We start from the raw sequence: 25,054 nt of genomic DNA on the forward strand, positions 1-25,054 counted from the left end.
AGATAATGCGATTTCCAGCTCCGGAAGTCACATTATCTGCGCACTGGGTGCAGGACTTGCGAGCCGGAGGGAGCAGTCGGGGCGTAGGCTCGGGCCATGGACACTTCAAGCAAAGCCACCGAACTGCTCCGTCTCCACCAAGCACCGGAAGTCCTGCAACTGGTCAACGTCTGGGATTCAATCACAGCCAAGGTCATTGCGGATCTGCCCGGCACCAAGGCCCTCGCCACAGCCAGTCATTCAATTGCGGCTTCGTTGGGCTATGAGGACGGCGAGCACATTCCGGTCCAACTCATGATTGATGCTGTGGGCCGCATTGCCGCCGCCACGACTCTTCCCGTCTCTGCCGACCTTGAGGCGGGGTATGGCAACCCCGGCGAGACCATCAAGAAGGCCATCGGAGTGGGCATTGTGGGCGCCAACATTGAGGACCAGATGCGCCCTCTTCCGCAGGCCATCGCCCAGATGAAGCAGGCTGCCGACGCAGGTGCGGCGGAAGGCATCGATTTTGTTCTCAATGCACGCACTGACGCTTTCCTGCGTGCCGGGGACCGCGACCCGCGGGAAGTGCTGGAGGCCGCCATCGAACGAGGACGGGCCTATCTGGACGTTGGAGCCGCGTGCATCTTTGTCCCGGGAAAGTTGGACGAGGCCACCGTCACCGCGCTGGTTGCAGGCATCGGATGGGGCAAGATCAACGTCATCAATGTTCCCGGTTCGCTCAGTCCGGCAAAACTGCAGGAGTTGGGCGTTGCCCGCATTTCCTACGGCCCGTGGATCCAGCGTGTGGCCTTAACGGCGATCGCAGACGCAGCCACGGCACTCATGAACAATGGCGCCCTGCCGGAGGGCACACGTCCGCTCAACTAACGGCCCGTGAACCCTGGTTTCCGTTTGGCCGAGAAGGCCGCGAACCCCTCGGCGTAGTCGGAGGTGTGGGAGAGCTCCACTTGCGCCTCGTTTTCCAGTACGACGGCGTCCCACAGTCCCAGCCGCCGGTCGCGGATCGCTGCCACGAGTTCCTTGCTGGCGTTGAATGCCTGGGTGGGGCCTGTTGCTGCTTTCTCGGCGGCGGCCCGCGTGGTCGGTAGTAAATCCTCAGCCGGCATGGCCCTGCTGAATAAGCCGCCCTTGACGGCGTCCTCCCCGCTCATGAGTTCGGCGGTGTAGATCAAGTCGAGGGTGCGGTGCATGCCTAGGCGTTCGGCAAACAGCCAGTGGCCGCCGGAATCCAGCGTGGCCCCGAGGTTGCCGAACGGGGAACCGATTTTCGCATTGTCGGCCACATAGACCACGTCCGTGGCGATGAGCAGCCCCAATCCCACGCCCAGGCATGCACCCTGGGCGGCGGCGAAAGTGGGTGCGGGGAATGCGCTCATCTTCTGCAGCAACGGGGTTAACAAGCCCTCGAGGTAGCGGCGTGCATCGTCGTTGGCCCCGTCAACCCCGGCGATGTCCCGGCCGGCACAAAATGCCCGCCCCTCGCCCCGGAGCAGCAATGCCCGAACACTGCCAGCCGCGACAGCAGAAGCCGCCTCGTCATATGCAGCGCTGAGTTCACCCAGATCACCCTCCTTGAGCGAGTTCAATTTGTGCGGCGCATTCAAAACAATCTCTGCCACGCCCTCGGCAAAGGAAAGCTCAATCATGGTGACTCCTCAGTTGGCGGGATCGGGTCCGCCACCGTGACCACCGAGGGCCTAGACGTCGTAGTCAACGGTGACCTCGGGCGTGGTGGGGCGGGATTGGCAGGTGAGGACGTAGCCGTTGTCCACTTCATCCGGCTCCAAGGCGTAATTTTCCGCCATGTCCACATGTCCCGACACGAGCTTGGCGCGGCACGTGCCGCAGACGCCGCCGGCGCAGGCGAAGGGGACGTCGGGGCGTACGCGCAGGGCTGCGTTGAGGATGGATTCGCGGGCGTGGGTGGGGCTGAGGATGTCGGCCTTGAGCCCGTCGAGGGTGAACGTGATCTTGTAGTTCTCCTCGGATTCGTCCACGACCACACGGCGGCCAGCCTGACCTTCGGGCCGGCTGGGCGTGCCGGTGGTGAAGAGTTCAAAGCGGATCCGGTCCGTGGGCACACCGCGGGCTGCGAGCACGTCACGGCACAGCTGGACCAGCTCGAAGGGTCCGCACAGGAACCATTCGTCCACGTCGTCGCCGTGGATGGCGGTGCCCAGCAGCGCCTCCAACTTGTCGGCGTCGAGCCGTCCGCTCATGAGCGGGGCGATGCGCTGCTCCCGGGAGAGTACGTGGTGCAGGGCAAGCCGGGCCGGGTAGCGGTCCTTGAGGTCGGCCAGTTCCTCCAAGAACATGACGTCCATGGAGGCTTTGTTGGCGTAGACCAGGTCGAAGCGGGTCTCTGCGTTGGCGGCCAGCAGCGTTCGGGCAATGGCGATGACGGGGGTGATGCCGGAGCCCGCGGCGATGGCCACAAACGTGCCCGCCCCGCGGACCAGGTCTTCGGGATGGTTCATGCCGGTGAGGACATTGGAGACGTCGCCATGCTTGGAGATGAACGCGCCCATGGGGCTCATGACATCCATGGTGGCGCCGGCACTCAGCTCGGCGTTTGCCCAGGTGGAGAACTGTCCGCCAAGGTCGCGCTTGATGGCCACCCTGATCTCGGAACTGCCGTCGTCGAACTGTACCGGGGCGGCGCAGATGGAGTAGCTGCGCCGCACTTCCCGCGGCACGCCGTCGTCGTCGGGCATCTGCGTGCGCAGGGCAACATACTGCCCGGGGAGGTAGTCGTAGTAGCCGGACAGCTTGGGCGGGACGGCAAAGGTGACCTCGATGGCGTCCTCTGTGAGCCGGCGGACCTGGGCCACGGTCAGTGTGTGGAAGGCGGCACGGCGCCGGGCGGCGGCGTTGGCGGGGACGCTCATCAGAGCACCTTGAAGTAGTCAAAGGGTTCCTTGCAGTCCTGGCAGACGTACAGCGCCTTGCAGGACGTGGAACCGAAGCGGGTAATTTCCTTCGTGTTCAGCGACTGGCATTGCGGGCACTTGACCGCCAGCGACAGCCGCACACGGCCGCTGTGCCCCCCGGCGCTGGCCAGCCCGCTGGGGGCGGCGATCCCGTATTCCTCCAGCCTCGCCTTGCCCGCGTCCGTCATCCAGTCGGTGGTCCAGGCCGGGGCCAGCACCGTTTCAACTGTGACGTGCAGGTAGCCTTCCGCGGCATATACGCGCAGCAGGTCCTCGCGGATGGCATCCATGGCCGGGCAGCCCGAGTAGGTGGGCGTGATGGTGATGCGCACGGACGGCTTGCCGGCGACGCCCCCCGGCCCGCCGGCGTCGTCCACGTCAACGCTGCGCAAGATACCCAGATCCTCGATGGTCAGCACCGGAATTTCGGGGTCGCATACCCGGGCGGCAATCTCCCATGCCAGCTGCCGCGCCGATGTGCGGATCGTGTCCATGGCGCTCACCATCTGGCTCCGGGGTATTCGCGCGCCAGCACCTGCATCTCGGCCAGCAAATACCCAAGGTGTTCGGAGTGGCGCCCGTGCCGCCCGCCGCCGCTGGCCATGGACGACGCCGGGACGTCCACTTCCGCCTCGGCTAGGACTTCCCCGGTGGCGCGGTCAAACTCCGCGCGCAAACTTGAGGGCACCACCCCGGCATCGCCGAGTCGCGCCGTCAGCGCATCGTCTTGAAACAGTTCCCCGGTGAAGGGCCACATCAAGTCCAGCCCGGCCAGCATGCGGCGGCGGGATTCCTCCGTCCCTCCAGCCAGGCGCAGCACCCACTGCGTGCTGTGGTCCAGGTGGTAGTCCACTTCCTTGACTGCTTTGGCGGCAATGGCGGCCAGCATGGGGTCGCTCGATTGGGTCAGCCCCCGGTAGAGCGGGAACTGGTAGTTGGCCGCGATGAATTGCCGGGCGATGGTGGCGGCAAAATCGCCGTTGGGCTGCTCAAACAAGTGGGCACAACGGAATTCCGGTTCCCGGCGAAAGTAGGCCAGCTCGTCCTCGGACTTGCCCCACGCACTGCCGGCGTACGTCAGGAAAGAGCGGGCGTGACCCAGCTGGTCAAGGGCAATGTTGCCCAGCGCCACGTCCTCCTCCAGCTCGGGCGCTCGGGAGATCCAGTGGGCCAGGCGTTGCGCCAAGATCAAGGCGTCATCTCCGAGCCGCAGCGCGTACTGTGCCACGTCCTCACTTGCCTTGGCCGCACCGTGCCGGGCGGCCAAGGCAATGTCTTCGGGTCGCAGGGCATTTCCGGGCGTAATGCGGGTGGCCGAAGCGGAAGCGTCACCCAGTTTTGCTGAAGGCTGCATTAGAGGTGTTTCACCCCTTCGCTCTTCGTGTAATACGTGGCGTGCCGGTAGTCCTTGCCCTGGGGCGATTCAAAGAAGGAGCCCTTGGCGTCGGGGTCGGAGGCTGCGATGGCGTCGGCCGGAACCACCCAGATGGACACGCCTTCATTGCGGCGCGTGTATAGGTCACGGGCGTTCCGCAGCGCCATGGCGGCATCGGGTGCGTGGAGTGAACCGGCGTGGACATGGCTGAGACCCCGATTGGAGCGGACAAACACTTCCCACAGGGGCCAGCGGTGGGCGCTGTCTCCGGCAGCCGGCGTCAAACTTCCAGCGAATTCTTGGGCGCTCATGTTGAGGCTGCCGCTTTCTGTGCGTTCTTCACGGCCTGCTTTTGGGCATACACCGCCGCAGCTTCGCGGACCCAGGCCCCGTCGTCGTGGGCCGAACGGCGGCGCTCCAGACGCTGGGCGTTGCAGGGGCCGCGTCCGGCCAAGACTTCCTTGAATTCTTCCCAGTCCAGCGGGCCGTGCTCCCATTTGTTGCTGTCTTCGTTGACGCTGATGTATTCATCCGGCAGGCTCAGGCCCAAGACCTTGACCTGTTCAACCAGCATGCCCACAAAGCGGGAGCGGAGCTCGTCATTGCTGAAGCGCTTGATGTTCCACGCCATGGACTGGCGGGAATTGGGCGAATCGTCATCCGGCGGGCCGAACATCATCAACGACGGCGCGTACCAGCGGTTCACCGCATCCTGTGCCATGGTCCGTTGCTCGGGGGTGCCGTTGGCCAGTTCCAACAAGATCTCAAAGCCCTGCCTCTGATGGAAGGACTCTTCCTTGCAGACGCGCACCATGGCCCGGCCGTAGGGTCCGTAGGAGGCGCGGCACAGCGGCACCTGGTTGCAGATGGCGGCGCCGTCCACCATCCAGCCGATGGCACCCATGTCAGCCCAAGTGACGGCGGGGTAGTTGAAGATGGAGGAGTAGCGGGCCTTGCCGGCAACCAGGGCATCCATCATGTCATCGCGCGTGGTCCCCAGGGTTTCGGCGGCCGAGTACAGGTACAAGCCGTGCCCGGCCTCATCCTGGACCTTGGCCATGAGGATGGATTTGCGCTTGAGGCTTGGTGCCCGCGTGATCCAGTTGGCTTCGGGCTGCATGCCAATGATCTCGGAGTGGGCGTGCTGGGAGATTTGCCGCACCAGCGTCCTGCGGTAGGCCTCGGGCATCCAGTCCTTGGGCTCCACCCGAGAATCCTTGGCGATGATGCGCTCAAAGTTGGCCTGTCCGGCCGTATCCTCCTGCTGGAGTGCCATAACGTCTCCTTCGACGATTGCCTTGACGGCCCCAGAATTAATTACCGACCGTTCGTTCAGGATATAGTGGCGTGCATACCCAGTCAATGACTCGATGTCCCGGAAAGCAGGCGCTCATGCCCACCATCGCCAAACGTGGCCGGCCCGGATACGACCAGCAATCTGTGCTTCGGATCGCCGTGGACGTGTTCAATAAGCATGGCTACGAGGCCACCTCCATGGGGTTCCTCGCCGAGTACTTAGGCATCTCCAAGTCCGCGATCTATCACCATGTTCCATCCAAGGAAGATCTGCTGCGGCGAGCGCTCGAGGAAGCGTTGGGGGGCCTGGAAGGCGTTTTGACGCTCGACGGCGCCACCTCCGGAGCCCCTGATGCCCGCCTTGAGTTTGTGCTCAGGGAAACGATCGGGGTCTTGGTGGAGCGCCTGCCGTTCGTTACCTTGTTGTTGCGGCTGCGCGGGAACACCGAAATGGAGCGAGAAGCGATGGCACGCCGCCGTGTCTTTGACCGCACCATCACGGAGCTCGTTGCGCAGGCCCAACAGGACGGCACGCTGCGCACCGATATAGCTCCTGGCACCATCACGCGCCTCTTATTCGGCACCATCAACTCGATCGTGGAATGGTACAGGCCCGGAGGGTCACTTTCCGCGGAAAAACTGGCCGACGATGTCCTGGCCATGTCATTTCACGGGCTGCGTGAATAGGGGCACTCTAGGAGCTGCAGGAGGTCTCTTCCAGGGTTTCATTCATCCACAGTTCGAGCCAGTTCGAGAGTTTTCCACATTCTGCTGATTTCCTCGAAGAATGTCAGACCCCTTCGGTAAAATTAGTGACATGGAAGCAACGGCAAGGGTGCCGGGACAACCCGGATCCGCGCAAGATCGCAGGACGGCTGGTGAACACATTCACCAGCTACTGGGTCTGGCCGAATCCCTTGTACGTACTGCCGTGCCCAAGCCCATGGCCCCGGAATCACTGCCCCTGGTTTCTTCCCCGCTGGGAGTAGACCTTGGCTTGCTGAGCGATGATGAGGCTGTGGCGTGGGCGCAAAACTTGGAACAGCTCAACAGACACCTGCAAGGCCTGCTCGTACAAGCCGCGGGGGAACTGTCAGAGCGGGTTTACGCCGGACGGTACAAAGACGCTTGTTCCCGGAAACCGGCCGAACTACTTACCTCTTCACTGAAGCTCAGCCGGGCTGAGGCCGCCCGCCGGATCCGGCTGGCTAGCCATTTTCAGACCAGCACCGATCCGTTGACGCAGGTGGCAACGACGCCAAGCCAACCCATCCTTGGTTCGGCCCTGTTCACCGGGCGAGTGTCAAGCGAACAGGCCCTGATCGTTTCCGGATTTGTCGATGAGGCAGCATGGCTTGCCAGTTCCGGGAGCATCCTAGAGGCACAGCCAAGTGAGCTCGAGGAGTTATTGACCCGGCAGGCCGAGGATGAACCGGCCGACATCCTCCGCATCCTGGGCAGACATGCCTTGGCCCTGCTTGACCCCGATGGGCAAAAACCCTCCGAGGCCGATCTGGTAGCCAAGCAGGGCATCTTCTTTCGAAACCCGCGGAATGGGTTAGTCCACGTGGACGGATTTATGACCATCCGCCAATATGAGCACCTGATGGCCGGTATCGGGTGGAGTAGTAGCCCCAAACCGAGAGACCCCGAGTCACAAGAGGCCGAGCAGAATGTGGCCGAGCAACAAGACGGCTCGAATCAGTCCATCCCGGGAGTATCCGAGCTGCTGGCGCAATTGCTGGTCACTTCCAGTCAGAATGGGCCCGTACAACCTCCCGTTCAACCTCCCGTTCAGCATCCACTGCAGCCGTTGTGGACACCATCCACCGGTGACGACGGATCCACCTGGCTAAAACCACCGCCAAGCCTTGGCATCGCAGAGAGGTCGCAGGGTTGGCGCAAGCCGCTGGCTCCCGATGACATCCCGCCACGGCCACCCGAAGCTCCTCATGATGCAACGCCGCCCCGCTTTCAAGGTGAAAAATGGTTCTGGTTTCCTGACAACCGTGACGTGACGGCATCGAACAACGGCTGGATACGACCTGCACAAGGCGGCAGCCCGACTCCCGGCAACCCGGTTCCCAGCCCCGGGGTTCCCATCCCCGGGGTTCCCATCCCGGATGCTCCCGGCCCGGATGAGGCCGGCCCGGATGAGGCCGGCCCGGATGAGGCCACTTCTACCACCGCGCCGGTGGATGCTGGGGCCACAGCCCCGCCTGAAACTGTTCAATCGCAGCCCTGGCCGCACCTGATCGACGGTGTTTGGGTGCCGGAGCCCGGCTCGAACGGCGGTCTGGGCGGCTTGGATCCGATCGATCCGAACAGCACTGACCCAGCAGTCAAGGACAGGCGAACCCACGGGCAAAAGCTTCTCGACGGGCTGATCAGCTGCGTTCAACTCGCTGCCCGCACCGGCCAACTCCCCATGAATGGCGGACTGAAGTCCCAGCTATATCTCTCGGTCACCCAAGCTGACCTCGACAAGAAGGACGGTACCTCAATCGTGCTTGCTCCGTATAGCGGTCCCGTCGCCCTGGCCTTGTTCGAGGAAGACCTGTGCACATCGGAGGTCACACCGCTGTTGCGCGACACCAACGGCGGCGTTCTTGACGTGGGTCGCACCCAGCGCCTTTTCACCTTCGCCCAGCGCAAGATTCTCCCGGCCCGCGACATGGGCTGTGCCTACCCTGACTGCACGGCGCCCCCGTTTTGGACTGAAGCGCACCACATTATTCCGTGGCAGCACGGCGGCCGGACCTCCGTGGACAATGCCGTCTTGTGCTGCAGCCTGCACCACCACTACCTTCATGACAGGGGCTGGACAATTAGGCTCGAAGGCGGGATTGCCTGGTTCACCCCGCCCTACAGTGTTGACATCCTGCGCAGGGAACGCCGCAACAACTTTCACCACGGCCGGTCCTGACGTGCAGGTCCTGACAAGTTTGTCCTGAGATACAGACCACGACGCGATTTCGGTCCTTACAAATTGCCGGCGTACAGCGTTTCTTCCTTCTCCACGAGCGTCAGCACGTCGTACGTGGCCACGATCTCGCCGTCTTGGTTGTGCAAGATGGCATCCCAGCAGACCTCGCCATATTCGTCGGTCACGCGTGGGATGATCTTTTTGGCTGTCAGCGTCACACGGATCGAGTCCCCGGCAGCAACCGGCGTGATGAAGCGCAACGATTCCAGCCCATAGTTGGCCAGCACAGGCCCGGGCGCCGGTTCCACGAAAAGCCCGGCAGCCCAGGACACCAGCAGGTACCCGTGCGCCACGATGCCGGGGAAGAACGGGTTTTTCTCCGCAGCCGCGGCGTCGGTGTGGGCATAAAACGTGTCGCCGGTGGAGTTCGCAAACGCAGTGATGTCCTCGAGCGTGACCTGCCGCAGTCCCGAGGCGAACGCATCCCCGATCCGCAGCTCTGCGAGCGACTTCCGGAACGGGTGCACGGCACCTGCGACGGCCCCAAACTCCGCTGAACCGGCCGTCACACGGTCAGCACCGGTGTGCCACACGCCAGTCACGGCCGTGAGCATATTGGGTGAGCCCTGAATGGCTGTGCGCTGCATGTGGTGCTTGACAGAGCGGATACCGCCCAGCTCTTCGCCGCCACCGGCACGCCCCGGCCCGCCGTGCACCAAGTGCGGCACGGGAGATCCATGCCCGGTGGATGTTCGGGCGTCTTCACGATTGAGTACCAGAACCCGGCCATGGTGGGCGGCAATCCCGGTCACCAAAGCCCTGGCCGTGGCCGGATCGTTCGTGCAAACGGTCGCCACCAGGGACCCGGCCCCCAGTGCAGCGAGCCTGACCGCCTCGCTGACATCCAGCCCCTGTCCGTCATGGCCGGGATGAGTCGCATAACCAATCACACTGGACACTGGCCCAAAGGCCTCCAGTGCGTGAACTTCCGGAGCCTCCGCGTTGGCCCAGCTCAGCAGCACCGGAGTCATGAACGCGCCATCGGCCACGGCGGCCACCGTGCCATCCGCGCGGGTCACCGTCGGTGCGTCCAGGGTTCCGTAGGCCAGTTCGCCACCGGCGGAGAGCATGGTTTCGACGGCCGCTCGGACGTCTGCCAGCTGTTCCAGCGAAGCGAGCGCGCCCATCGTGACACCCTCGGCCCGGGGATCCCCCACCACCACCCGTTCGCTGATACGCGCACCGATGGCGTCTATGACCGCCTGTTTGAGTTCGTTGGGGACGATCGTCCGGCGGATGGAGGTGCACTTTTGGCCGGCCTTGACAGTCATCTCGGTGACAACGGATTTGATGAACGCATCGAATTCGAGTGTTCCGGGGACGGCATCCGGACCCAAAATGGCGGCGTTCAGGGAGTCGGTTTCCGCCGTGAACCGGACCCCGCCGTGGGCCACATTCGGGTGGTTTTTGAGCGTAATGGCAGTGGCAGCGGAGCCAGTGAAAGAGACCATGTCGCGGTAGTCCAAAACGTCCAGCAGGGTGCGCGCGGAGCCAGAAATCAGCTGTAACGCCCCTTCCGGCAGTATCCCCGATTCGACGATGGCGCGTACGGCGGCCTCGGCCAGGTAGCCGCTGGGCGTGGCCGGCTTGACGATGGTGGGCACACCTGCGATGAACGCCGGGGCAAACTTTTCCAGCATCCCCCAGACAGGAAAGTTGAAAGCGTTGATCTGGACTGCGACGCCCGGAATCCGGGTGTAGATGTGCTCGGCGATGAATGAGCCGTCCTTGGAAAGTACCTCCACCGGACCGTCGACAATCACGTTGGCGTTGGGCAGTTCACGCCGCCCCTTGGAAGAAAACGTGAACAGCACCCCAATGCCGCCGTCGATGTCCACCATGGAGTCGATCTTTGTGGCACCCGTTCGGGCGGAAATGTCGTACAGCTCCTGGCGGCGATCATTGAGGTAGGCGGCCAGTTCGCGCAGTTTCAGGGCCCGTTCGTGAATGGTCAGCTGGCCAAGTTGGGTTTGTCCCACCGTGCGGGCATGCTCGACGGCAGCGCCAAGGTCCAGCCCCTCGGCGGACACCCTCGCCAGCACCTCGCCGGTACTGGCGTCGCGGGCGTCGGTGCCTGTGACTCCGCTGGCAGGGGTCCACCAGGCATCCTGGACGTAGCTCGGAACAGTTTCAATTGACGTTGCAGTGGTCATCGTGGACCCGTCCTTTCTCTGCTGGTTATGTCTTGGGTGGTCATGTCTTAGGTGGCCATGGTGCTGGCCGCTAGGCCCAGGGAAAAAATCCTTGACCGGACTTGCGCCCCAGCTCGCCGCGGGCCACCTTGTCGCGCAAAATCTGCGGCGGCGCAAAGCGTTCGCCCAGCGTTTCGGCCAGGTATTCAGCAATGCCCAGACGCACGTCCAGGCCCACAATGTCCGTGGTCCGCAACGGGCCGGTGGGGTGTTTGTAGCCCAACACCATGGCGTTGTCGATGTCCTCCGCGCTCGCCACACCCTCTTCGACCATGCGCATGGCTTCCAGCGCTATGGCCACGCCCAGCCGGGAGGAGGCGAAGCCGGGCGCGTCATTGACCACGACGGCAGTCTTGCCCAACGCCTGGACCCAACCTTGCGCCGTGGTCACCAGCTCAGCGCTGGTTTGCCGCGCAACGACCACCTCGATCAGCGCGGACGCCGGGACCGGGTTGAAAAAGTGCAGGCCAATGAAGTTCTGCGGGCGGGCCAGCTCCGCGGCCAGTCCCGTCATGGACAGGGAGGAAGTGTTGGAGGCCAGCACGGCATCATCGGCCAGATGCGCTTCCACGCCTTGCAGGGATGCCACCTTCAAGTCCCAGATTTCAGGCACAGCCTCCACCACCAATGCGCACGGAGCAAAATGGGCGTAATTCGTGGAAAGCCTGAGCCGTTCCATGATGCGCTCCGTGGTGACCTCCGGGCCGCCTGCCAACCCCATCCCCACTGACTTGTCCACGGCAAGGACCACACGCACATGGGCGCCCTGAACGGCGTCGAGGTCACGCTCCACCACCAGCACCTCGCAGCCGGCCATGAGGAAGGCGTGCGCAATACCGGCACCCATGCGTCCACCGCCCAAAACACCCACGTTCTGCGGGAGCGTTGGCCAAAAGGCCCCCGTATCTGAGCGGGCGTCGGGTGTGGAGGTCATGGTTTTCTCCTGTCCAAAAACGCCTGCATGCGCGCAAATTTGGCCGGTGATTCAAACAGCTCGGCCTGGGCCAGGTTGTCCACCCCGGGGTGGGCGTCCCGGGGTTCATGGAAGATTCGCTTAGTGGCTTGCACGGCCAGCGGATCCTGGCGGGCGATCGCGTCGGCGAGCGCGTGGGCGGCCGGGAGCAGATCGGCGGATTCCACCAGTTCTGTGATCAGCCCGGCGGCCAGACACCCCTCCCCCGTGAGGATTCGCCCCGCCAACAGGATTTCCTTGGCCAGCGGCTCTCCCACCAGTTCCTTCAACCGCCACGTGGCACCGGCCGCAGCCATGATGCCGAGGCTGGTTTCCGGCTGACCCATGCGCAGCGCGCGGGTGCCGATCCGGAAGTCCGCGGCGTAGGCCAGCTCGGCCCCGCCGCCCAGCGCGTACCCGTCCAGGGCGGCGATGACGGGCATGGGCAGCGCGGCGATCCTGGTGAAAAGCCCCGAGTTAATGCCTTTCAGGGCGTCCTCGCGACGGCGTTCCAGCAACTCGGAAACATCGGCCCCGGAGGCAAAGATTCCCGGCATGCCGGTTGCCTCATCGCCCGGGATACCGGTGAGGAGCAGGATCTTGGGCGCCGTCTCCAAAGAGCCGCAGACGCGGTGGAGCTCAGCCACCATCTGCGCGTCAATCGCATTCCGCACGGCGGGCCGGTTCAGCTGCACGGCCACGCGGTCGTTCTCCTCGGTGACCAGCAGCGTGGCGAAAGTCCTGGGGTCGAGGCGGGTGCCGGCGTCGTCCATCACAGCCCCTCCACCAACAGCCGGCCCACCGGCGTGCGAACCCCGCCCACCAGGAATGCTTGGGGTGTTCCTGCGGCCATGATTGCACCCTTCGAACGCGCGGTGACGGCGCGGCACGTGCCGCCGTCGGGAACAGCCCGTCAATTTACCGACCGTTCGTTCTATAAATATTCCACGGGTCCTCCATGCGGTCAACCATCCCACCCCGGCGAGACCGCCCCTTCCTCACCCGCCCGCCTCATTGGGGCGGGGCATTCTCCGCTGTGGGCATAGACCCGAACTGTGCCATCGATGCCTCGATAGAGTTGAACTCATGACACTTCTTGACGACTCAGCCGCTCCTTCAACGCCCGTTTCAGCGCCGCCCGTTGCCAAGAAAGTTCCCGTGGAACGCACCCACCACGGGGACACCTTTGTGGACAACTACGAATGGCTGCGGGAAAAGGAAAGCCCCGAGGTGGTGGCCCACTTGAACGCCGAGCAGGCCTACACGGACGCTGTCACGGCCGGACAGGAGCAGCTGCGGACTGACATTTTCAACGAGATCAAGAACCGCACGCAGGAAACTGATTTGTCCGTGCCCAGCCGCAAGGACGACTGGTGGTACTACGGCCGCATGGTGGAGGGCCAGGCCTACGGCATCCAGTGCCGGGTGGCGGCCAGCAGCGACGGCACGCTGGCTGACTGGACGCCCCCGCTGGTGGAGCCCGGCGTGGATGTTCCGGGCGAGGTGGTCCTGCTCGATGGCAATGTTGAGGCCGAAGGCCAGCCGTTCTTCTCGCTGGGCGGCGCCGCCGTGACCCGCGACGGGAACCTGTACGCCTACGCCGTGGACAACGCCGGGGATGAGCTGTTCACCATCCGCATCAAGGACCTGCGCACGGGCGAGCTGCTGGAGGACACCATCGAGAACGTGTTCTACGGCCTGAGCTTCTCCCCCGACGGAACCACCCTGTTCTACATGGTGGCCGACGATTCCTGGCGCCCGTTCCAGGTCAAAACCCACGTCCTGGGTACGCCGATTTCCTCCGATGCCGTCCTGTACCAGGAGGACGACGTCGCCATGTGGACAGGTTTCGACCTCTCCGCCGACCGCCGCCACCTGATGATCAGCATCGGCTGCTCCGAATTCAGTGAAACCCGCCTCCTGGACTTTGCCGCACCCGAAAAGGGCTTGCAGGTTCTGATCCCGCGCAGCGCTGAGATCCTGTACGACGCCGAGCCCTTCCTTTTGGCGGGCGTCGAGAAGGTCCTGCTCACTCATGACCGTGACGCCGTGAACTCGATGATTTCCCTGGTTGACGCTGCGGAGTTCAGCAAGGATGTGCCGTCACAGCGCTGGGACACAGTGGTGGCGCACGACGACTCCGTGCGCATCAACGGCGCCACCGTCACCGCCACCCACATGGTGGTTTCCCTTCGCAAAGACACCATCGAACGCATCCAGGTGACACCGCTGGAGGGACTGGGGACAGCGGGGCAGGGCGCCGCCGTCGAACCTGTCTTTGATGAGGAGCTGTACACGGCCTCAATGGGTGGAAGTGAATACGAGTCCCCCGTGATCCGCTTGATCTACACCTCCGACTTCACGCCCCCGCGCGTCTACGACTATGTGCTGCCCGTGGCCGGAGCTGAGGGCGAACTCCTGTTGCGCAAGGAAACACCTGTTTTGGGCGGCTACCGCGCCCAGGACTACGTCGCCGAACGCGAATGGGCCACGGCCACCGACGGCACGCTGGTTCCGTTGTCGGTGCTGCGCCGGGCGGACCTGCCCCGCGACGGCAACAACGCGGCCGTTGTATACGGCTATGGATCCTACGAGGTCAGCATGGACCCCGGATTTGGTGTGCCGCGCCTGTCCCTGCTGGATCGCGGCGTGGTGTTTGTGATTGCGCATGTCCGCGGCGGCGGCGAGATGGGCCGCCACTGGTATGAGGACGGCAAGAAGCTCACCAAGATGAACACCTTCACGGACTTCATTGCGGCCACGGACTGGGTTGCCGGCTCCGGCTGGGTGGATCCGGCACGGATTGCGGCCATGGGCGGCTCGGCCGGCGGGCTGTTGATGGGTGCCGTGGCGAACCTGGCCCCGGAAAAGTACGCGGCCGTGGTGGCCCAGGTCCCCTTCGTGGATGCGTTGACAACCATCCTGGACCCGGAACTGCCTTTGTCGGCGCTGGAGTGGGAGGAGTGGGGCAATCCCATCACCGATCCTGCGGTGTACAAGTACATGAAGGAGTACACCCCGTACGAGAACGTGCGCGCAGTTGCGTACCCGAAGATCGCGGCCGTCACCAGTTTCAACGACACCCGTGTGCTGTATGTGGAACCGGCCAAATGGGTCCAAGAACTGCGCGCGAAGTCCACGGGTTCGGAGCCCATTGTCATGAAAATTGAAATGGACGGTGGCCACGGCGGCGCGTCCGGCCGCTATGAGGGCTGGAAGACTCGCGCCTGGGACTACGCGTTCCTGGCCGACGCGTTGGGAGCCACTTCGCTCCGCTAGGCACTCCCCCAGTACGACGGCGGCCGGCAGGCCAAGGTTGTTGGCCGCCGGACCGTCCCCACCCACCAGAGGATGCCCGCCAAATGCCCCGCCAAGCCTAGAGTGGGTGCATGTATGGAATTGGCGAGCTTTTGTTCGGCCGGATGAACGGCCCCCTCGATGTTGCATCCATGGCCTTGACGATCCTTGGCGCGCTGCTGATCTGCGCGTCACTGGGACTGCTGGCCCGGCGCAGCGACACGGGCTGGTGGCTGGCGGGGGCCGCGTTCCTCTTGCAGGGGCTGGCGCAATTGATGAACTTCCCGGGACTTCTGGCGGCCTCGACAACCGGGCTACTGATGTTTGCCGCAGGCGTGGCCATCCCGCTCGCCGTGGCGGTGGGATCCGCCGCGTATGGGTTTCTGTCCTTCCAGAAGCTGCCGCAAGCATCCCGGCGGCTTCGGACTTTTGCGCTGCGGCCGTTCAGTGGCGTGGACCTGCTGGCACCGGCAGCCGTGGCACTGGTCTACGCACTGGGGTCGATGCTCGTTGTGGCCTCGATCTTTGCGGGGTTCTCCGCCCCGCTCGCCCGCATCCCCTGGGCGTCCCTGCTGCTCACCGGCTTTCTGATGGGCTTGCTGCCGGCCGCGCTGGTAGGTCTGGCCCACCGTTCACGCTGGGCGTGGCTGCTGGTCATCGTGGCGTCCGTGGCGTCGGTCTATTCCACCACCATGCTGGCTCAGGGCTCTGTGCTGATCTTCCTGTTCGTGGCCCAGGCAGCCCTGGCGTTCCTGGGCTGGCAGCGTTGGGGAACCTTCCCGACTTACGGCCCGAAAGCAGCCCGGTGAGACAGCGCTTATGCCGCTGGCCTGATCGTGCCAGGCAGGAAAGGCAGCCACGGCGCCGAGTACACCAGCGGAACCGATGCGCCCGGTTCAACCGTGAAGTTCACTTCGCCAAATTTCCATATCCGGTTGAACAGGAAAATGGTCACAGTTGCTGCATCTGCGCCAGGAACCTTCCAGTTCCTGGTTCCCCACTGGGTTGGCTGGGCCACCCCGTCCACAACGACTGTGGGCTTGGGGAACCAGCCCAGCCAAGGCTTGCGCAGGGTCAGCTCAAAACGGCGTGTGGTGTTTGTCGGCTCGATCACACGTTCCAGCCTAACGCTTGCCGGCCAGAGTTTCTTGATCAGGATAGTGCGCTGGCCAGCACTCCAGCCCTCGATTTTTTGAATGCGCCGGCAGCTGCTCGGGAGCGCGCGGGAACTCACAGCCGCTTCGCATAAGCTTCCTTGGGTGATTACTGAGCAACTGCAACCCCTCACCGCTGTCGACTCTTGGTGGCAGTCGGTGTTGTCGGGTTTTGTCCATGCGGAGACCCCCGCAGTCCCTGTCGCACTTTTACTTGGCATTGTTGCTGCCGCAGTGATTCTGAGCATCCCGCGAGTGACCTGGCGTTGGTTTGGCCTCTACGTGACGTTTGTGCACGAGCTCGGCCACGCCTTTGCCGCCCTGATGACCGGCCGGTTTGTGCACGGCCTCAAGATTGGGCTTGATCATTCAGGGCAGCTGGTCAGCAGCGGTCGGCGCGGATTTAGCGCCACCTGGTCAGGTTTTTGGGGCTACCCAGCCCCTGCCGTGGTTGGCTTGGCACTAGTCTGGTCCGTATCAGCCGGCTGGGCAGGCGCCGCCGCATCCGTGGGCGCATTGGTGCTCCTGGTGGCGTTGATCTTCCTGCGCAATTTCACCGGCATCATGGTGGCCCTAGTGAGCGCAGCCATTGCCCAATGCCTAGTCATGTTCGCCAATCAGCAAACCGTCAACTATGTGATCTTGACTCTGGGCATCGCCCTGGGCGTCGGCTCGGTCCGTGACTTTTTCAAGGTGGCGGCCGTCCACACCCGACGCCGCAATCAACTAGCCAGCTCCGACGCCTACATCCTCGCTCAGTCCACCGGTGCGCCGTCGTTCATCTGGCTTAGCGGCTTTGCCATCATGATCGCCGGCTCAGCCGTGTGCTCGGCATACCTGCTGTGGGGCATGCTGGCCCGCTAGACCTAAGCCCGGCAGTGGGCGGGAGCTAGAGCCGGAAAGCAGCCACCACGACGGCGCCGGAAATGACCATGCGAATATCCGCAGTCGCTGCACCACGGTGAGATGGCAGCTCGAAGCTCATCTCGCCACTGCTCCCGGCTGGTATATCCAGCGCCACCCACGGCACCCAACTCCCTGCTGCCCCTGCCCGCTCAAAGGCGAGGTGTCCGCCGTCGCTCCTGGCGACGCGCACCATGCCTCGGCCAGCCGGGCCTGCCGGAACCGAGGCTGGGGCACTGGCCCAGTTGCGGTATTGTGCCACTGCCCTCTGATGCCCCGCCAGCACAGCGACGGCCGTCCCACGGAGGTGGGTTTCGGGCACCAGTTCCAGACCATGGGCAGCATCAAAATGCTCGGCGCGCACCTGATCCCCGGCTTGCCTGTCAGGGCTGCCCGCACCGGATAGGACCACTCTTGCCGCAAGGGGCAGGTCTGCGGCTGATTTACCGGCCAAGAAAATATACTCACCAGGCTCCGTGAGCATGCGCAGGGCCGTGACGCTAAAGGTGGCCAATCGCTCGCGCGCAACCCTCACGGTAACGCGGCGCTGCTCGCCTGCTGGTACTTGGACCCTGCTGTGGCCGGCCAGGAGACGGTGCGGGAACTCAAAGCGATGTCCCGGCGCTGCGACATATATCTGGACCAGTTCTTGCGCATCCCGTGGTCCGGTGTTGCGCACGGTGACCGTCACCTCAATCCCCTGCCCGCCGTGATCGGCAACGAGCAGTTCGCTGTACTCAACCTCGGCATAGCCCAGGCCGTGGCCCATTGCGTAAAGCGGTTCAGCTGTCGAATACTGGTAAGTAGCGCCGGCCGCGATGATGTCATAGTCCAAAATATCGGGCAGGTCCGAGTCCTTGGCAAACCACGTCTGTGGGAGCCGTCCGTAAGGCTCAGCCGACCCGGAAATCACTGCCGCCAGTCCGTGACCCAGTTCCTGGCCTGCGTGCGAGGACCACAAAATCGCCGGCACACTCGCCAATTCACCCAGAGCGTACGGGTAAGAGGAAATAATCACCAGGACCGTATTGGGGTTGGCTTCACGCACCACCTGCACCATCTCCTGGTCGCGCTGGGCAAGCTCCAGAGTGCACCGGTCCAGTGTTTCCCGCCCACCCAGGTGGGGATCGTTTCCAACCACGACGACGGCGACACTCGCCGCGGCGGCCGCCTTCGCCGCAGCTTCCAAGCCATTTCCGGCCATCCTGAGGGTAAAAGTATCGGCAACCTCGATGGTGCCGGCCACCAGCAATGCACTGCCAGTATGAGTTTCCACGTGCACCCATTTTCCGGTGCCAACATGCTGAATCCGCACGCAGCCGTCGCTGCCGCGGTGCAGGCGGAAGGTTTCCTGGACAATCCAGCCGCCAACTCTGCTGGCGCTCGGGTACAGATAGCCGTCATTTCCGGCAGCCAGCAGCAGCCCGTTCGATCGTGCGCGCAGAGTGACTTCCCCGCCGCCCCAATCCTGCAGTTCAAAGAGCTGGTCCGCGCCCGCCGCCGCGGACGTTGCCGCCAGGGCTGCCGTGTCACCGGCGCTGCCCAAATAACATCCGGTGCGGATGCTGCGCAGGGCCACCACATCATGCCCGCCAACTGCTGCCACCTCTGGGTAAAGCTCGCCAAGCCCCTCAGCAAGGCTGAGCGAATACTCCGGCGTCCCGCTGTACCAGTCGGTGAGAACGTGAGTTCCCAGCGCACCGATCACGGCCACCTGCCCGGGTGCAGCTGACAGCGGCAGCAAGGGGCCCGGCGTCGAATTTTCAGTTGAAGCGGCCGGCGCATTATTGGCCAGTAGGACCACGGATTTGGCCGCTGCTTCACTGGCCAGCAGCCGGTGCGCTTCGCTTTGACTGGCCCCATCGGGCCCATCCGCGTACGGGTTCGTTTCGGCACCGAATTCCCCGGTGGCCGCGCGCAGGCGCAGCAGCCGCAGGACACTGGCGTCGACGTCGTCCATGGAAATCAGCCCGCGCTCAAGTGCCTGCTCCAGATGCGAAATTGAGGGCGCGGAATCTGCGCCGTCGTCAGTGAAATTGTCCACCCCGGCCAACAGCGCAGCAGCATAGGCTGCCGGGGCGTCAGGAAAATACTTCTCGGCCTTATACAAGCTCGTGGGCGCACCAGCATCTGTCACAATCGTCAGCTCGGAGCCTCCGGGCCACTGGCGCAAGTGCTCCGCCACCAGGTCCGAAACGTGGGCGGGCATGCCGTTGACGAGATTGTAGGAGAGCATGACGGCACCCACGGCACCATCGGCGATGGGCGTGCTGTAGGCGGGCAGTTCATATTCGTGCAACACCCTGGCGCGCAGCTGCGTGGAGGAGACGTTACGGTCCACCTCATTGTTGTAACCCAGAAAATGCTTGAGGGTGGGAGTAGTTTGCCAAACATTTGGGTCATTGCCACGCAAGCCCTGGCAGAAGGCCGACGCCAGCTTGCCTGTCAGCACCGGATCTTCGGAAAAACCCTCCTCGTTCCGCCCCCACAACGGGTGCCGCAGCGGGTTGACCACCGGCGCCCACACGTTGAGGCTGATCGATGGATCTGCCGCGTGTTTTGAACGCACTTCGACCCCCACCGCTTCACCCACGCGACGCAACAGATCCTCATCCCACGTGGCAGCTAGTCCCACGGGCTGCGGGAAAACTGTTGCCTTCCCCAGCCAGGCCACGCCGTGTGCTCCTTCGGTGCCGGTCTGGAACGCGGCAATACCCAATAGTTCCACGCCCGGAGAATGCTGATGCAGCATGGCCAGTTTCTCTGCCGTGCTCAGCTGCGCCAGCAGTGCCTCAGCAATCCCGCCGTGCACTGCTGGCTGTGTCGTGGATGCCGAATCAGTGGACGCCATCAATGGGTGGGCAGGGGGCAGAAGCATGACTGGTCCTCAAGGATTAGGCATTTGCTGTTTAAGCGCTTGCGTACGGGATTGCGTTTCATTCTTACATCAATATACCTGTGAGGTACAGCACAAAATATTGTTGCGTGATTGACACCACATGCCTTAGGCTCGACTCAATCGAAGCGCATCGACACATTCTTCAACGATTTTCCAATCTTTTCCTTCGGGTGCTGGACCCGCACCGAAGAATCCATGAGACACACCATCACAAAGGAGTGACACATTATGAAGAAGCATGAATCGGCAACACCCACAGGCCTTGGCACCAAGAATCTCAACCGTAGGTCTTTTCTGGGACTTGCAGGTATCTCCGCCGTTGCCCTGAGCACGGCGGCCGTCCTGACATCCTGCAGCAACGGCGCCAGCAAGGCCCAAGTGACATCTTCCTTGGGTTTGGCTGATTCAGTGGCGAAAGTTGTCCCCAGCTACGTCCCCATCGATCTGGTGACCCCTGACATTGCCAGCGTCAACGGTTCAACTCCGGGATTCACCACCATCCCTGCCACCTTGGTCAAATCCGTCACTGAAGTTCCGGGCAAGGGTGGAAGCTACAAAGCCATGACCCCCGCCTGGTGGACAGTACCGCCGGCCTTGGCTGACAACAGTTACTACCAAGCAGTCAACAAAGCCCTCGGCGCCACCATCGATTTCCAGGTCAACGATGGAAACAGCTACGGGGATAAGATCCAGACAGTCCTAGCCTCCCCCAAGGACGTCCCCGACTGGGTGGTCATCCCCTCGTGGAACCTGCCTCCGCGCTTTAGCCAAGCCGTGACCACCGTCTTTGAAGACCTTTCCCCGTACTTGGCTGGCGACAAGGCCAAAAAGTACCCCAACCTCGCCAACATCCCCACAGCGGCCTGGAAATTCAGCGCCTTCGCCGACGGACTCTACGGTCTCCCTTACCCGTCCACGCTCATTACTGACGCCATTTTCTACCGCAAGGACATCTTTACGGAGATGGGTCTGGAAGCCCCCAAGAGTGCCGATGAATATCTGTCCATCGCCAAGGAACTGACGGACCCGGCCAAGAAGCGTTGGGGTTCCGAGGATGTTTGGAACGGTGCGCAGCTGATGTTCGGAGTGGTCCCGAAATGGGATCTCGTTGACGGCGCTCTGGTCAACAAGGTGGAAACCGATGAATACCGCGCAGCTCTGGAATGGATCGCCAAACTCTTCGCCTCCGGCGCGGTTCACCCCGACGCCGTCGCCGGCAACTTGCAGCAGGCCAAGTCCCGCTTTGAATCCGGCGCCTCCCTCATGTCCACTGACGGGCTGGGCAGTTGGCATGAATCATTGGCCCGGGTACTGCCCACCAACCCCAAATACGACATGCAACCCATGGATTTCTTCTCTGCCGACGGAGGCAAGCCCACCCTCTTCCAGGGCTCCCCGGCCAGCATCTTCAGCTTCATCAAGAAGAACAGCGACAAAACCAAGATCGAGGAATTGCTCGCGCTGGCAAACTACATGGCAGCCCCGTTTGGAACCGAGGAATACCAGCTGATCAACTTCGGCGTTGAAGGCGTCCACTTCACCAAGGACGATCAGAACATTCCCCAGACAACCGATAAGGGTCGCGCGGAAGTGGCAAGCACTTACGCGTTCCTGGTCAACTCCCCCATCGTCAACGCAAAGGTCCAGTACCCGGGCTACGTGCAGTCCGCCAGCGAGTGGGAGGCCCGCCAGGCCCCGTTCGTCAAGGAGCCGGAGTTCTTTGGCCTGCAGATCGAAGAGCCCAGCAAGTTCGGTTCACTGAGCAAGCCCTTTGACGATCTGGCCATGGACATTGCCCGCGGCCGCAAGAAGATCAGCGATCTAGATGCCGCGATTGCCACGTGGAAGAAGAACGGTGGCGATGAGCTCCGGGAGTTCTACACCGGATTCCTGAGCGCGTGAGCGGGCAGCGTTCCATGAGCACCCTGTTGAAGACGGACACTGATGCCGTCACGGGAAACGGCGCGCCAGGCGGGCGCGCCGACTCCACCAAAACCCGTAACAAGTCCAAGCTGGCCCCTGGCGTCAGGTCCAGCCTCGGTCTCAAGGCGAGATTCCGCCGTGACAAATCCTTGATCTTCATGACGTTGCCGGCGGTTCTGCTGTTGGCAGTTTTCGCCTACGTACCCATCATGGGCAATATTGTGGCGTTTCAGGACTACTCCCCGTTCGTGGGAATCGCGAACAGCCCGTGGGTTGGTTTGGACAACTTTGCCAGGGTTCTCAGTGATTCCAACTTCTGGGTTGCCGTCAAGAACACCCTGGTCATTACTGCGTTCCAGCTTTTCTTCTTCTTCCCCATTCCCATTGTCCTGGCGATCTTGCTCAATTCGCTCGTGCGTCCGTCACTGCGCGCCACCATCCAAGCAATCGTCTACCTACCCCATTTCTTTTCATGGGTTTTAGTGGTTGCCGTATTTCAACAGATTCTGGGTGGGGCAGGGTTGCTCAACCAGCAGCTGCTGGCCCATGGTTGGCAGGGGCTGGACATCATGACCAACCCGGACACCTTCTTGTTCCTGATCACCTCCCAATCTATTTGGAAGGATGCTGGCTGGGGCATGATCGTGTTCCTGGCGGCATTGAACGCCATCGACCCCTCACAATATGAGGCGGCTGCGGTGGATGGGGCCAACAGATGGAGCCGCATGTGGCACATCACCTTGCCCGGTTTGCGACCGGTCATCATCTTGCTTCTGATCTTGCGTCTTGGCGATTCCTTGTCGGTCGGCTTCGAACAGCTGATCTTGCAACGCGATGCTGTAGGCGCCGGCGCCTCGGAAGTTCTCGACACCTTCGTTTACTACACCGGTGTCCAAAACGGCGACTGGAGTTATGCCGCAGCCGCCGGGCTCCTCAAGGGCTTGGTGTCGCTGGCACTGATCCTCGGGGCCAACAAGATTGCCCACCTATTCGGCGAAGCAGGGGTGTACTCCAAAAAATGACCACCATCGAGAAGTCCCAGAAGAAACCGGCCGGCCTGCGCTGGCCACGCAATGAGACACCTGCCCGTGCAGCGTGGGAAGAGGAACCCTCACTCACTGTCAAGGCGGCCAAGTCAGCGACGTTGATCGTTGTCGTCCTAGCCGTGCTGCTGCCCCTATACACAATCGTCCTAACCAGCTTGTCCTCCCAGTCCACCATCACCAACGCCGGGGGGCTGGTGATTATCCCCGGCGAAATCAGCTGGGACGCGTACCGGCAAATCTTCACAGGCGGTGTTGTCACCCGGGCCATCATGGTCAGCGTCGGCATTACGGCCGTCGGCACCATCTTGAGCATGGTGGTCTCAGTACTGTGCGCGTACGGACTGTCCCGCCCCGGCACCTTGGCACACACGCCGCTTCTGTTCGTCTTGTTGATCACCATGTTCTTCGCAGCCGGCATGATCCCGTCCTACCTATTGGTCTCCGGCCTGGGCATGATCGACAGCTACGCGGCACTGATCCTGCCCAGCTGTATCTCCGTGTTCAACATCATCATTTTGCGCGGGTTCTTCATGGGCATCGATCAAGGCATCTTGGACAGCGCCCGGATTGACGGCGCCAGCGAGTGGCGCATCCTGGCTCAGATCGTCATGCCGATGTCCAAGGCTGTCACCGCCGTGATCGCACTGTTCTACGGCGTGGGCTACTGGAACGCGTTCTTCAACGCCATCTTGTACATCAACGACAGTTCGAAGAACCCCCTTCAGGTGGTGCTGCGGTCCTACGTACTGCAGGGCGTTTCCGTGCCCGGTCAAATCGCCGTCGGACAGGGAGTAGCCGCATCATTGGCCCTGCAGATGGCTGTGATCGTTGTGGCCATGGTGCCGATCCTGTTTGTGTACCCGTTCGTACAAAAGCACTTCACCAAGGGCGTCATGATTGGTGCGGTGAAGGGCTAATGCACTCGCCCATCCTTGGATTCGCTTGTCACAGCCACAGTGGTGCCACGTTCGACCAGCGTGGGCACAATCAAGCGCACCTCCGTCGGCTTCTCGGAATGCATCCGCTCCATGACCATCTCGACGGCGGTCCTGCCAATGTCGTGCGCGGGGATGCTCACAGCAGTCCACGGAACGGTGCTGGCCAACGCCACGTCGGTGGGGGCGATGGCCACGATGGACAGGTCCTCGGGAACCCTCAAGCCCATGGTGGCGAGGGTGTCCCGCAGGAACGGGATCAGGAATTCGTTGTGCACTACAAGACCCGTTGCTGCCTGTGGTCCCGTGACGAGTTCCTGGAGCGCCTCAACCAAGGCACTCGAGGTTGGCTCACAGGCGCGGCTGGCGAAGTGGGCGCCGGCGTTTCGGCAGGCCTCCTCGAAGCCACTGCGCACTCGATCGGCGTAGGTCGCATGCCGTTCAAGGGATGCTTGCGGAGAGCCGATCAGGGCAATCCGGCGATGACCCAGCTCCACCAAGTGACGGACGGAAACCCGGGACGCTGCGGCGAAATCAAAGTCAACGCAGCTCAGACCGTGGGCATCATCGGGTACCCCAATCAAAACTGCAGGCTTGCGCATCTTGGCCAGCAGCGGGATTCGCGGGTCCCTGGCCTCGATGTCCATCATGACCAGACCATCAACCACCGATTGAGACGTCACCCGTTCAATGCCACCGATGTCGTCCTGGGTCAAGAGCAGCACGTCCTGCTCGAAGTTGCGTGCCGTAGTCACCACCGCGGCAACAAACTGCATCACAACGCTGACGTTGACGTCATCGCGCAAAGGCACCACAAGCCCCAAAACATTGGACCTGTTCGAGGCAAGTGCACGAGCGCCAGCGTGGGGACTGTAACCGAGTTTTTCAATGGCGGCCAGAACCTGATTCCGGGTGTCAGCGGAAATGGTCCGCTTCCCGCTGAGCACATACGACACAGTGCTGGTGGATACCCCGGCGGCCCTGGCAACATCATTCATCGTGGCCATGCCACACTCCTTTTTCAGCCCATCCCAAGCTCACCATCGTAGCGAACCGCTTCGATACAATCTGAGCACATTTTTCAAGACATATCCACAAACATGCAAAGAATTTCGTCGAAATACGCAGCTTCAGTTTCGATTCAGACTACTTATGCCAGAAGG

General features: G+C 62.6%; 21 protein-coding genes. 9 read left to right on the forward strand and 12 right to left on the reverse strand.

Annotated elements, in window-relative coordinates; translation table 11 throughout:
• The first annotated feature begins 96 nt into the window (after positions 1-96).
• A complete protein-coding gene (locus tag CVS28_RS16070) occupies positions 97-870 on the forward strand; it encodes an isocitrate lyase/PEP mutase family protein (RefSeq protein ID WP_103465015.1) in 774 nt (257 codons plus the stop codon).
• Here CVS28_RS16070 and CVS28_RS16075 read toward each other — a convergent pair.
• The 6 genes from CVS28_RS16075 to paaA are packed head-to-tail and all read right to left on the reverse strand — an operon-like array spanning position 867 to position 5,584.
• Positions 867-1,649 carry an enoyl-CoA hydratase/isomerase family protein gene (locus CVS28_RS16075; protein ID WP_103482145.1) on the reverse strand — a complete coding sequence of 261 codons (783 nt, stop codon included), beginning with the start codon at positions 1,647-1,649 and terminating at the stop codon, positions 867-869. The two genes, CVS28_RS16070 and CVS28_RS16075, sit on opposite strands and share 4 nt — an antisense overlap.
• Before the next feature lie 51 nt (positions 1,650-1,700).
• Positions 1,701-2,891, reverse strand: coding sequence for a 1,2-phenylacetyl-CoA epoxidase subunit PaaE (gene paaE / locus CVS28_RS16080; RefSeq protein WP_103482146.1), 1,191 nt, complete (start codon positions 2,889-2,891; stop codon positions 1,701-1,703).
• The gene (gene paaD / locus CVS28_RS16085) at positions 2,891-3,427 is read right to left on the reverse strand and encodes a 1,2-phenylacetyl-CoA epoxidase subunit PaaD (protein WP_165788180.1); all 537 of its coding nucleotides are present in this window, start codon (positions 3,425-3,427) and stop codon (positions 2,891-2,893) included. The genes paaE and paaD overlap by 1 nt, the downstream gene beginning before the upstream one ends.
• A gap of 5 nt (positions 3,428-3,432) precedes the next feature.
• The gene (gene paaC, locus CVS28_RS16090) at positions 3,433-4,287 is read right to left on the reverse strand and encodes a 1,2-phenylacetyl-CoA epoxidase subunit PaaC (protein WP_103482148.1); all 855 of its coding nucleotides are present in this window, start codon (positions 4,285-4,287) and stop codon (positions 3,433-3,435) included.
• Positions 4,287-4,619 carry a 1,2-phenylacetyl-CoA epoxidase subunit PaaB gene (paaB, locus tag CVS28_RS16095; protein ID WP_103482149.1) on the reverse strand — a complete coding sequence of 111 codons (333 nt, stop codon included), beginning with the start codon at positions 4,617-4,619 and terminating at the stop codon, positions 4,287-4,289. The genes paaC and paaB overlap by 1 nt, the downstream gene beginning before the upstream one ends.
• The gene (gene paaA, locus CVS28_RS16100) at positions 4,616-5,584 is read right to left on the reverse strand and encodes a 1,2-phenylacetyl-CoA epoxidase subunit PaaA (protein WP_103482150.1); all 969 of its coding nucleotides are present in this window, start codon (positions 5,582-5,584) and stop codon (positions 4,616-4,618) included. Before paaA ends, paaB begins: the two co-directional genes overlap by 4 nt.
• Positions 5,585-5,700: 116 nt before the next feature.
• Between paaA and CVS28_RS16105 the strand changes: the two genes are divergently transcribed.
• Both CVS28_RS16105 and CVS28_RS16110 read left to right on the forward strand, forming a co-directional pair.
• Positions 5,701-6,291 carry a TetR/AcrR family transcriptional regulator gene (locus tag CVS28_RS16105; RefSeq protein WP_103482151.1) on the forward strand — a complete coding sequence of 197 codons (591 nt, stop codon included), beginning with the start codon at positions 5,701-5,703 and terminating at the stop codon, positions 6,289-6,291.
• Positions 6,292-6,421: 130 nt separating this feature from the next.
• Positions 6,422-8,530: an HNH endonuclease signature motif containing protein gene (locus CVS28_RS16110; protein WP_165788181.1), complete on the forward strand. Its 2,109-nt coding sequence runs from the start codon at positions 6,422-6,424 to the stop codon at positions 8,528-8,530.
• 56 nt (positions 8,531-8,586) lie between these two features.
• Here the strand turns inward: CVS28_RS16110 and paaZ are convergent, their stop codons facing one another.
• The 3 genes from paaZ to CVS28_RS16125 form a co-directional block, all read right to left on the reverse strand.
• Complete coding sequence (gene paaZ, locus CVS28_RS16115) at positions 8,587-10,743, reverse strand: phenylacetic acid degradation bifunctional protein PaaZ (protein WP_103482153.1); 2,157 nt, start codon at positions 10,741-10,743, stop codon at positions 8,587-8,589.
• A gap of 70 nt (positions 10,744-10,813) precedes the next feature.
• Positions 10,814-11,716: a 3-hydroxyacyl-CoA dehydrogenase family protein gene (locus tag CVS28_RS16120; protein WP_103482154.1), complete on the reverse strand. Its 903-nt coding sequence runs from the start codon at positions 11,714-11,716 to the stop codon at positions 10,814-10,816.
• Positions 11,713-12,507, reverse strand: coding sequence for an enoyl-CoA hydratase/isomerase family protein (locus CVS28_RS16125; RefSeq protein WP_103465025.1), 795 nt, complete (start codon positions 12,505-12,507; stop codon positions 11,713-11,715). Before CVS28_RS16125 ends, CVS28_RS16120 begins: the two co-directional genes overlap by 4 nt.
• A 313-nt stretch (positions 12,508-12,820) precedes the next feature.
• Between CVS28_RS16125 and CVS28_RS16130 the strand changes: the two genes are divergently transcribed.
• Positions 12,821-15,013: a S9 family peptidase gene (locus CVS28_RS16130; protein ID WP_103465026.1), complete on the forward strand. Its 2,193-nt coding sequence runs from the start codon at positions 12,821-12,823 to the stop codon at positions 15,011-15,013.
• Positions 15,014-15,123: 110 nt separating this feature from the next.
• Positions 15,124-15,840 carry a hypothetical protein gene (locus CVS28_RS16135; protein ID WP_133159173.1) on the forward strand — a complete coding sequence of 239 codons (717 nt, stop codon included), beginning with the start codon at positions 15,124-15,126 and terminating at the stop codon, positions 15,838-15,840.
• Between the two features lie 8 nt (positions 15,841-15,848).
• Here CVS28_RS16135 and CVS28_RS16140 read toward each other — a convergent pair whose 3' ends face one another.
• Positions 15,849-16,145 carry a hypothetical protein gene (locus CVS28_RS16140; RefSeq protein WP_103465028.1) on the reverse strand — a complete coding sequence of 99 codons (297 nt, stop codon included), beginning with the start codon at positions 16,143-16,145 and terminating at the stop codon, positions 15,849-15,851.
• A gap of 145 nt (positions 16,146-16,290) precedes the next feature.
• Here CVS28_RS16140 and CVS28_RS16145 point away from each other — a divergent pair, with 145 nt between their 5' ends.
• The gene (locus CVS28_RS16145; protein ID WP_243399933.1) at positions 16,291-17,049 is read left to right on the forward strand and encodes a M50 family metallopeptidase; all 759 of its coding nucleotides are present in this window, start codon (positions 16,291-16,293) and stop codon (positions 17,047-17,049) included.
• A gap of 25 nt (positions 17,050-17,074) precedes the next feature.
• Here CVS28_RS16145 and CVS28_RS16150 read toward each other — a convergent pair whose 3' ends face one another.
• Positions 17,075-19,966: a beta-glucosidase gene (locus tag CVS28_RS16150; protein ID WP_207797240.1), complete on the reverse strand. Its 2,892-nt coding sequence runs from the start codon at positions 19,964-19,966 to the stop codon at positions 17,075-17,077.
• A 249-nt stretch (positions 19,967-20,215) separates the two neighbouring features.
• On the opposite strand from CVS28_RS16150, the gene CVS28_RS16155 reads away from it, so the two are divergent.
• From CVS28_RS16155 to CVS28_RS16165, 3 genes are read left to right on the forward strand one after another with little or no spacing between them, the layout of a single operon-like run.
• On the forward strand, positions 20,216-21,889 hold the full coding sequence (locus CVS28_RS16155) for an extracellular solute-binding protein (protein WP_103482157.1): 1,674 nt from the start codon (positions 20,216-20,218) through the stop codon (positions 21,887-21,889).
• Between the two features lie 14 nt (positions 21,890-21,903).
• On the forward strand, positions 21,904-22,932 hold the full coding sequence (locus CVS28_RS16160) for an ABC transporter permease (RefSeq protein WP_103465095.1): 1,029 nt from the start codon (positions 21,904-21,906) through the stop codon (positions 22,930-22,932).
• Entirely contained in the window at positions 22,929-23,873 is a 945-nt protein-coding gene (locus CVS28_RS16165) for a carbohydrate ABC transporter permease (protein ID WP_103482158.1), read from the forward strand. The genes CVS28_RS16160 and CVS28_RS16165 overlap by 4 nt, the downstream gene beginning before the upstream one ends.
• Here CVS28_RS16165 and CVS28_RS16170 read toward each other — a convergent pair.
• Entirely contained in the window at positions 23,870-24,898 is a 1,029-nt protein-coding gene (locus tag CVS28_RS16170; RefSeq protein WP_103465033.1) for a LacI family DNA-binding transcriptional regulator, read from the reverse strand. The two genes, CVS28_RS16165 and CVS28_RS16170, sit on opposite strands and share 4 nt — an antisense overlap.
• Between the last annotated feature and the right edge of the window lie 156 nt (positions 24,899-25,054).

This window comes from Arthrobacter glacialis (assembly GCF_002909415.1).
GTDB lineage: Bacteria > Actinomycetota > Actinomycetes > Actinomycetales > Micrococcaceae > Specibacter > Specibacter glacialis.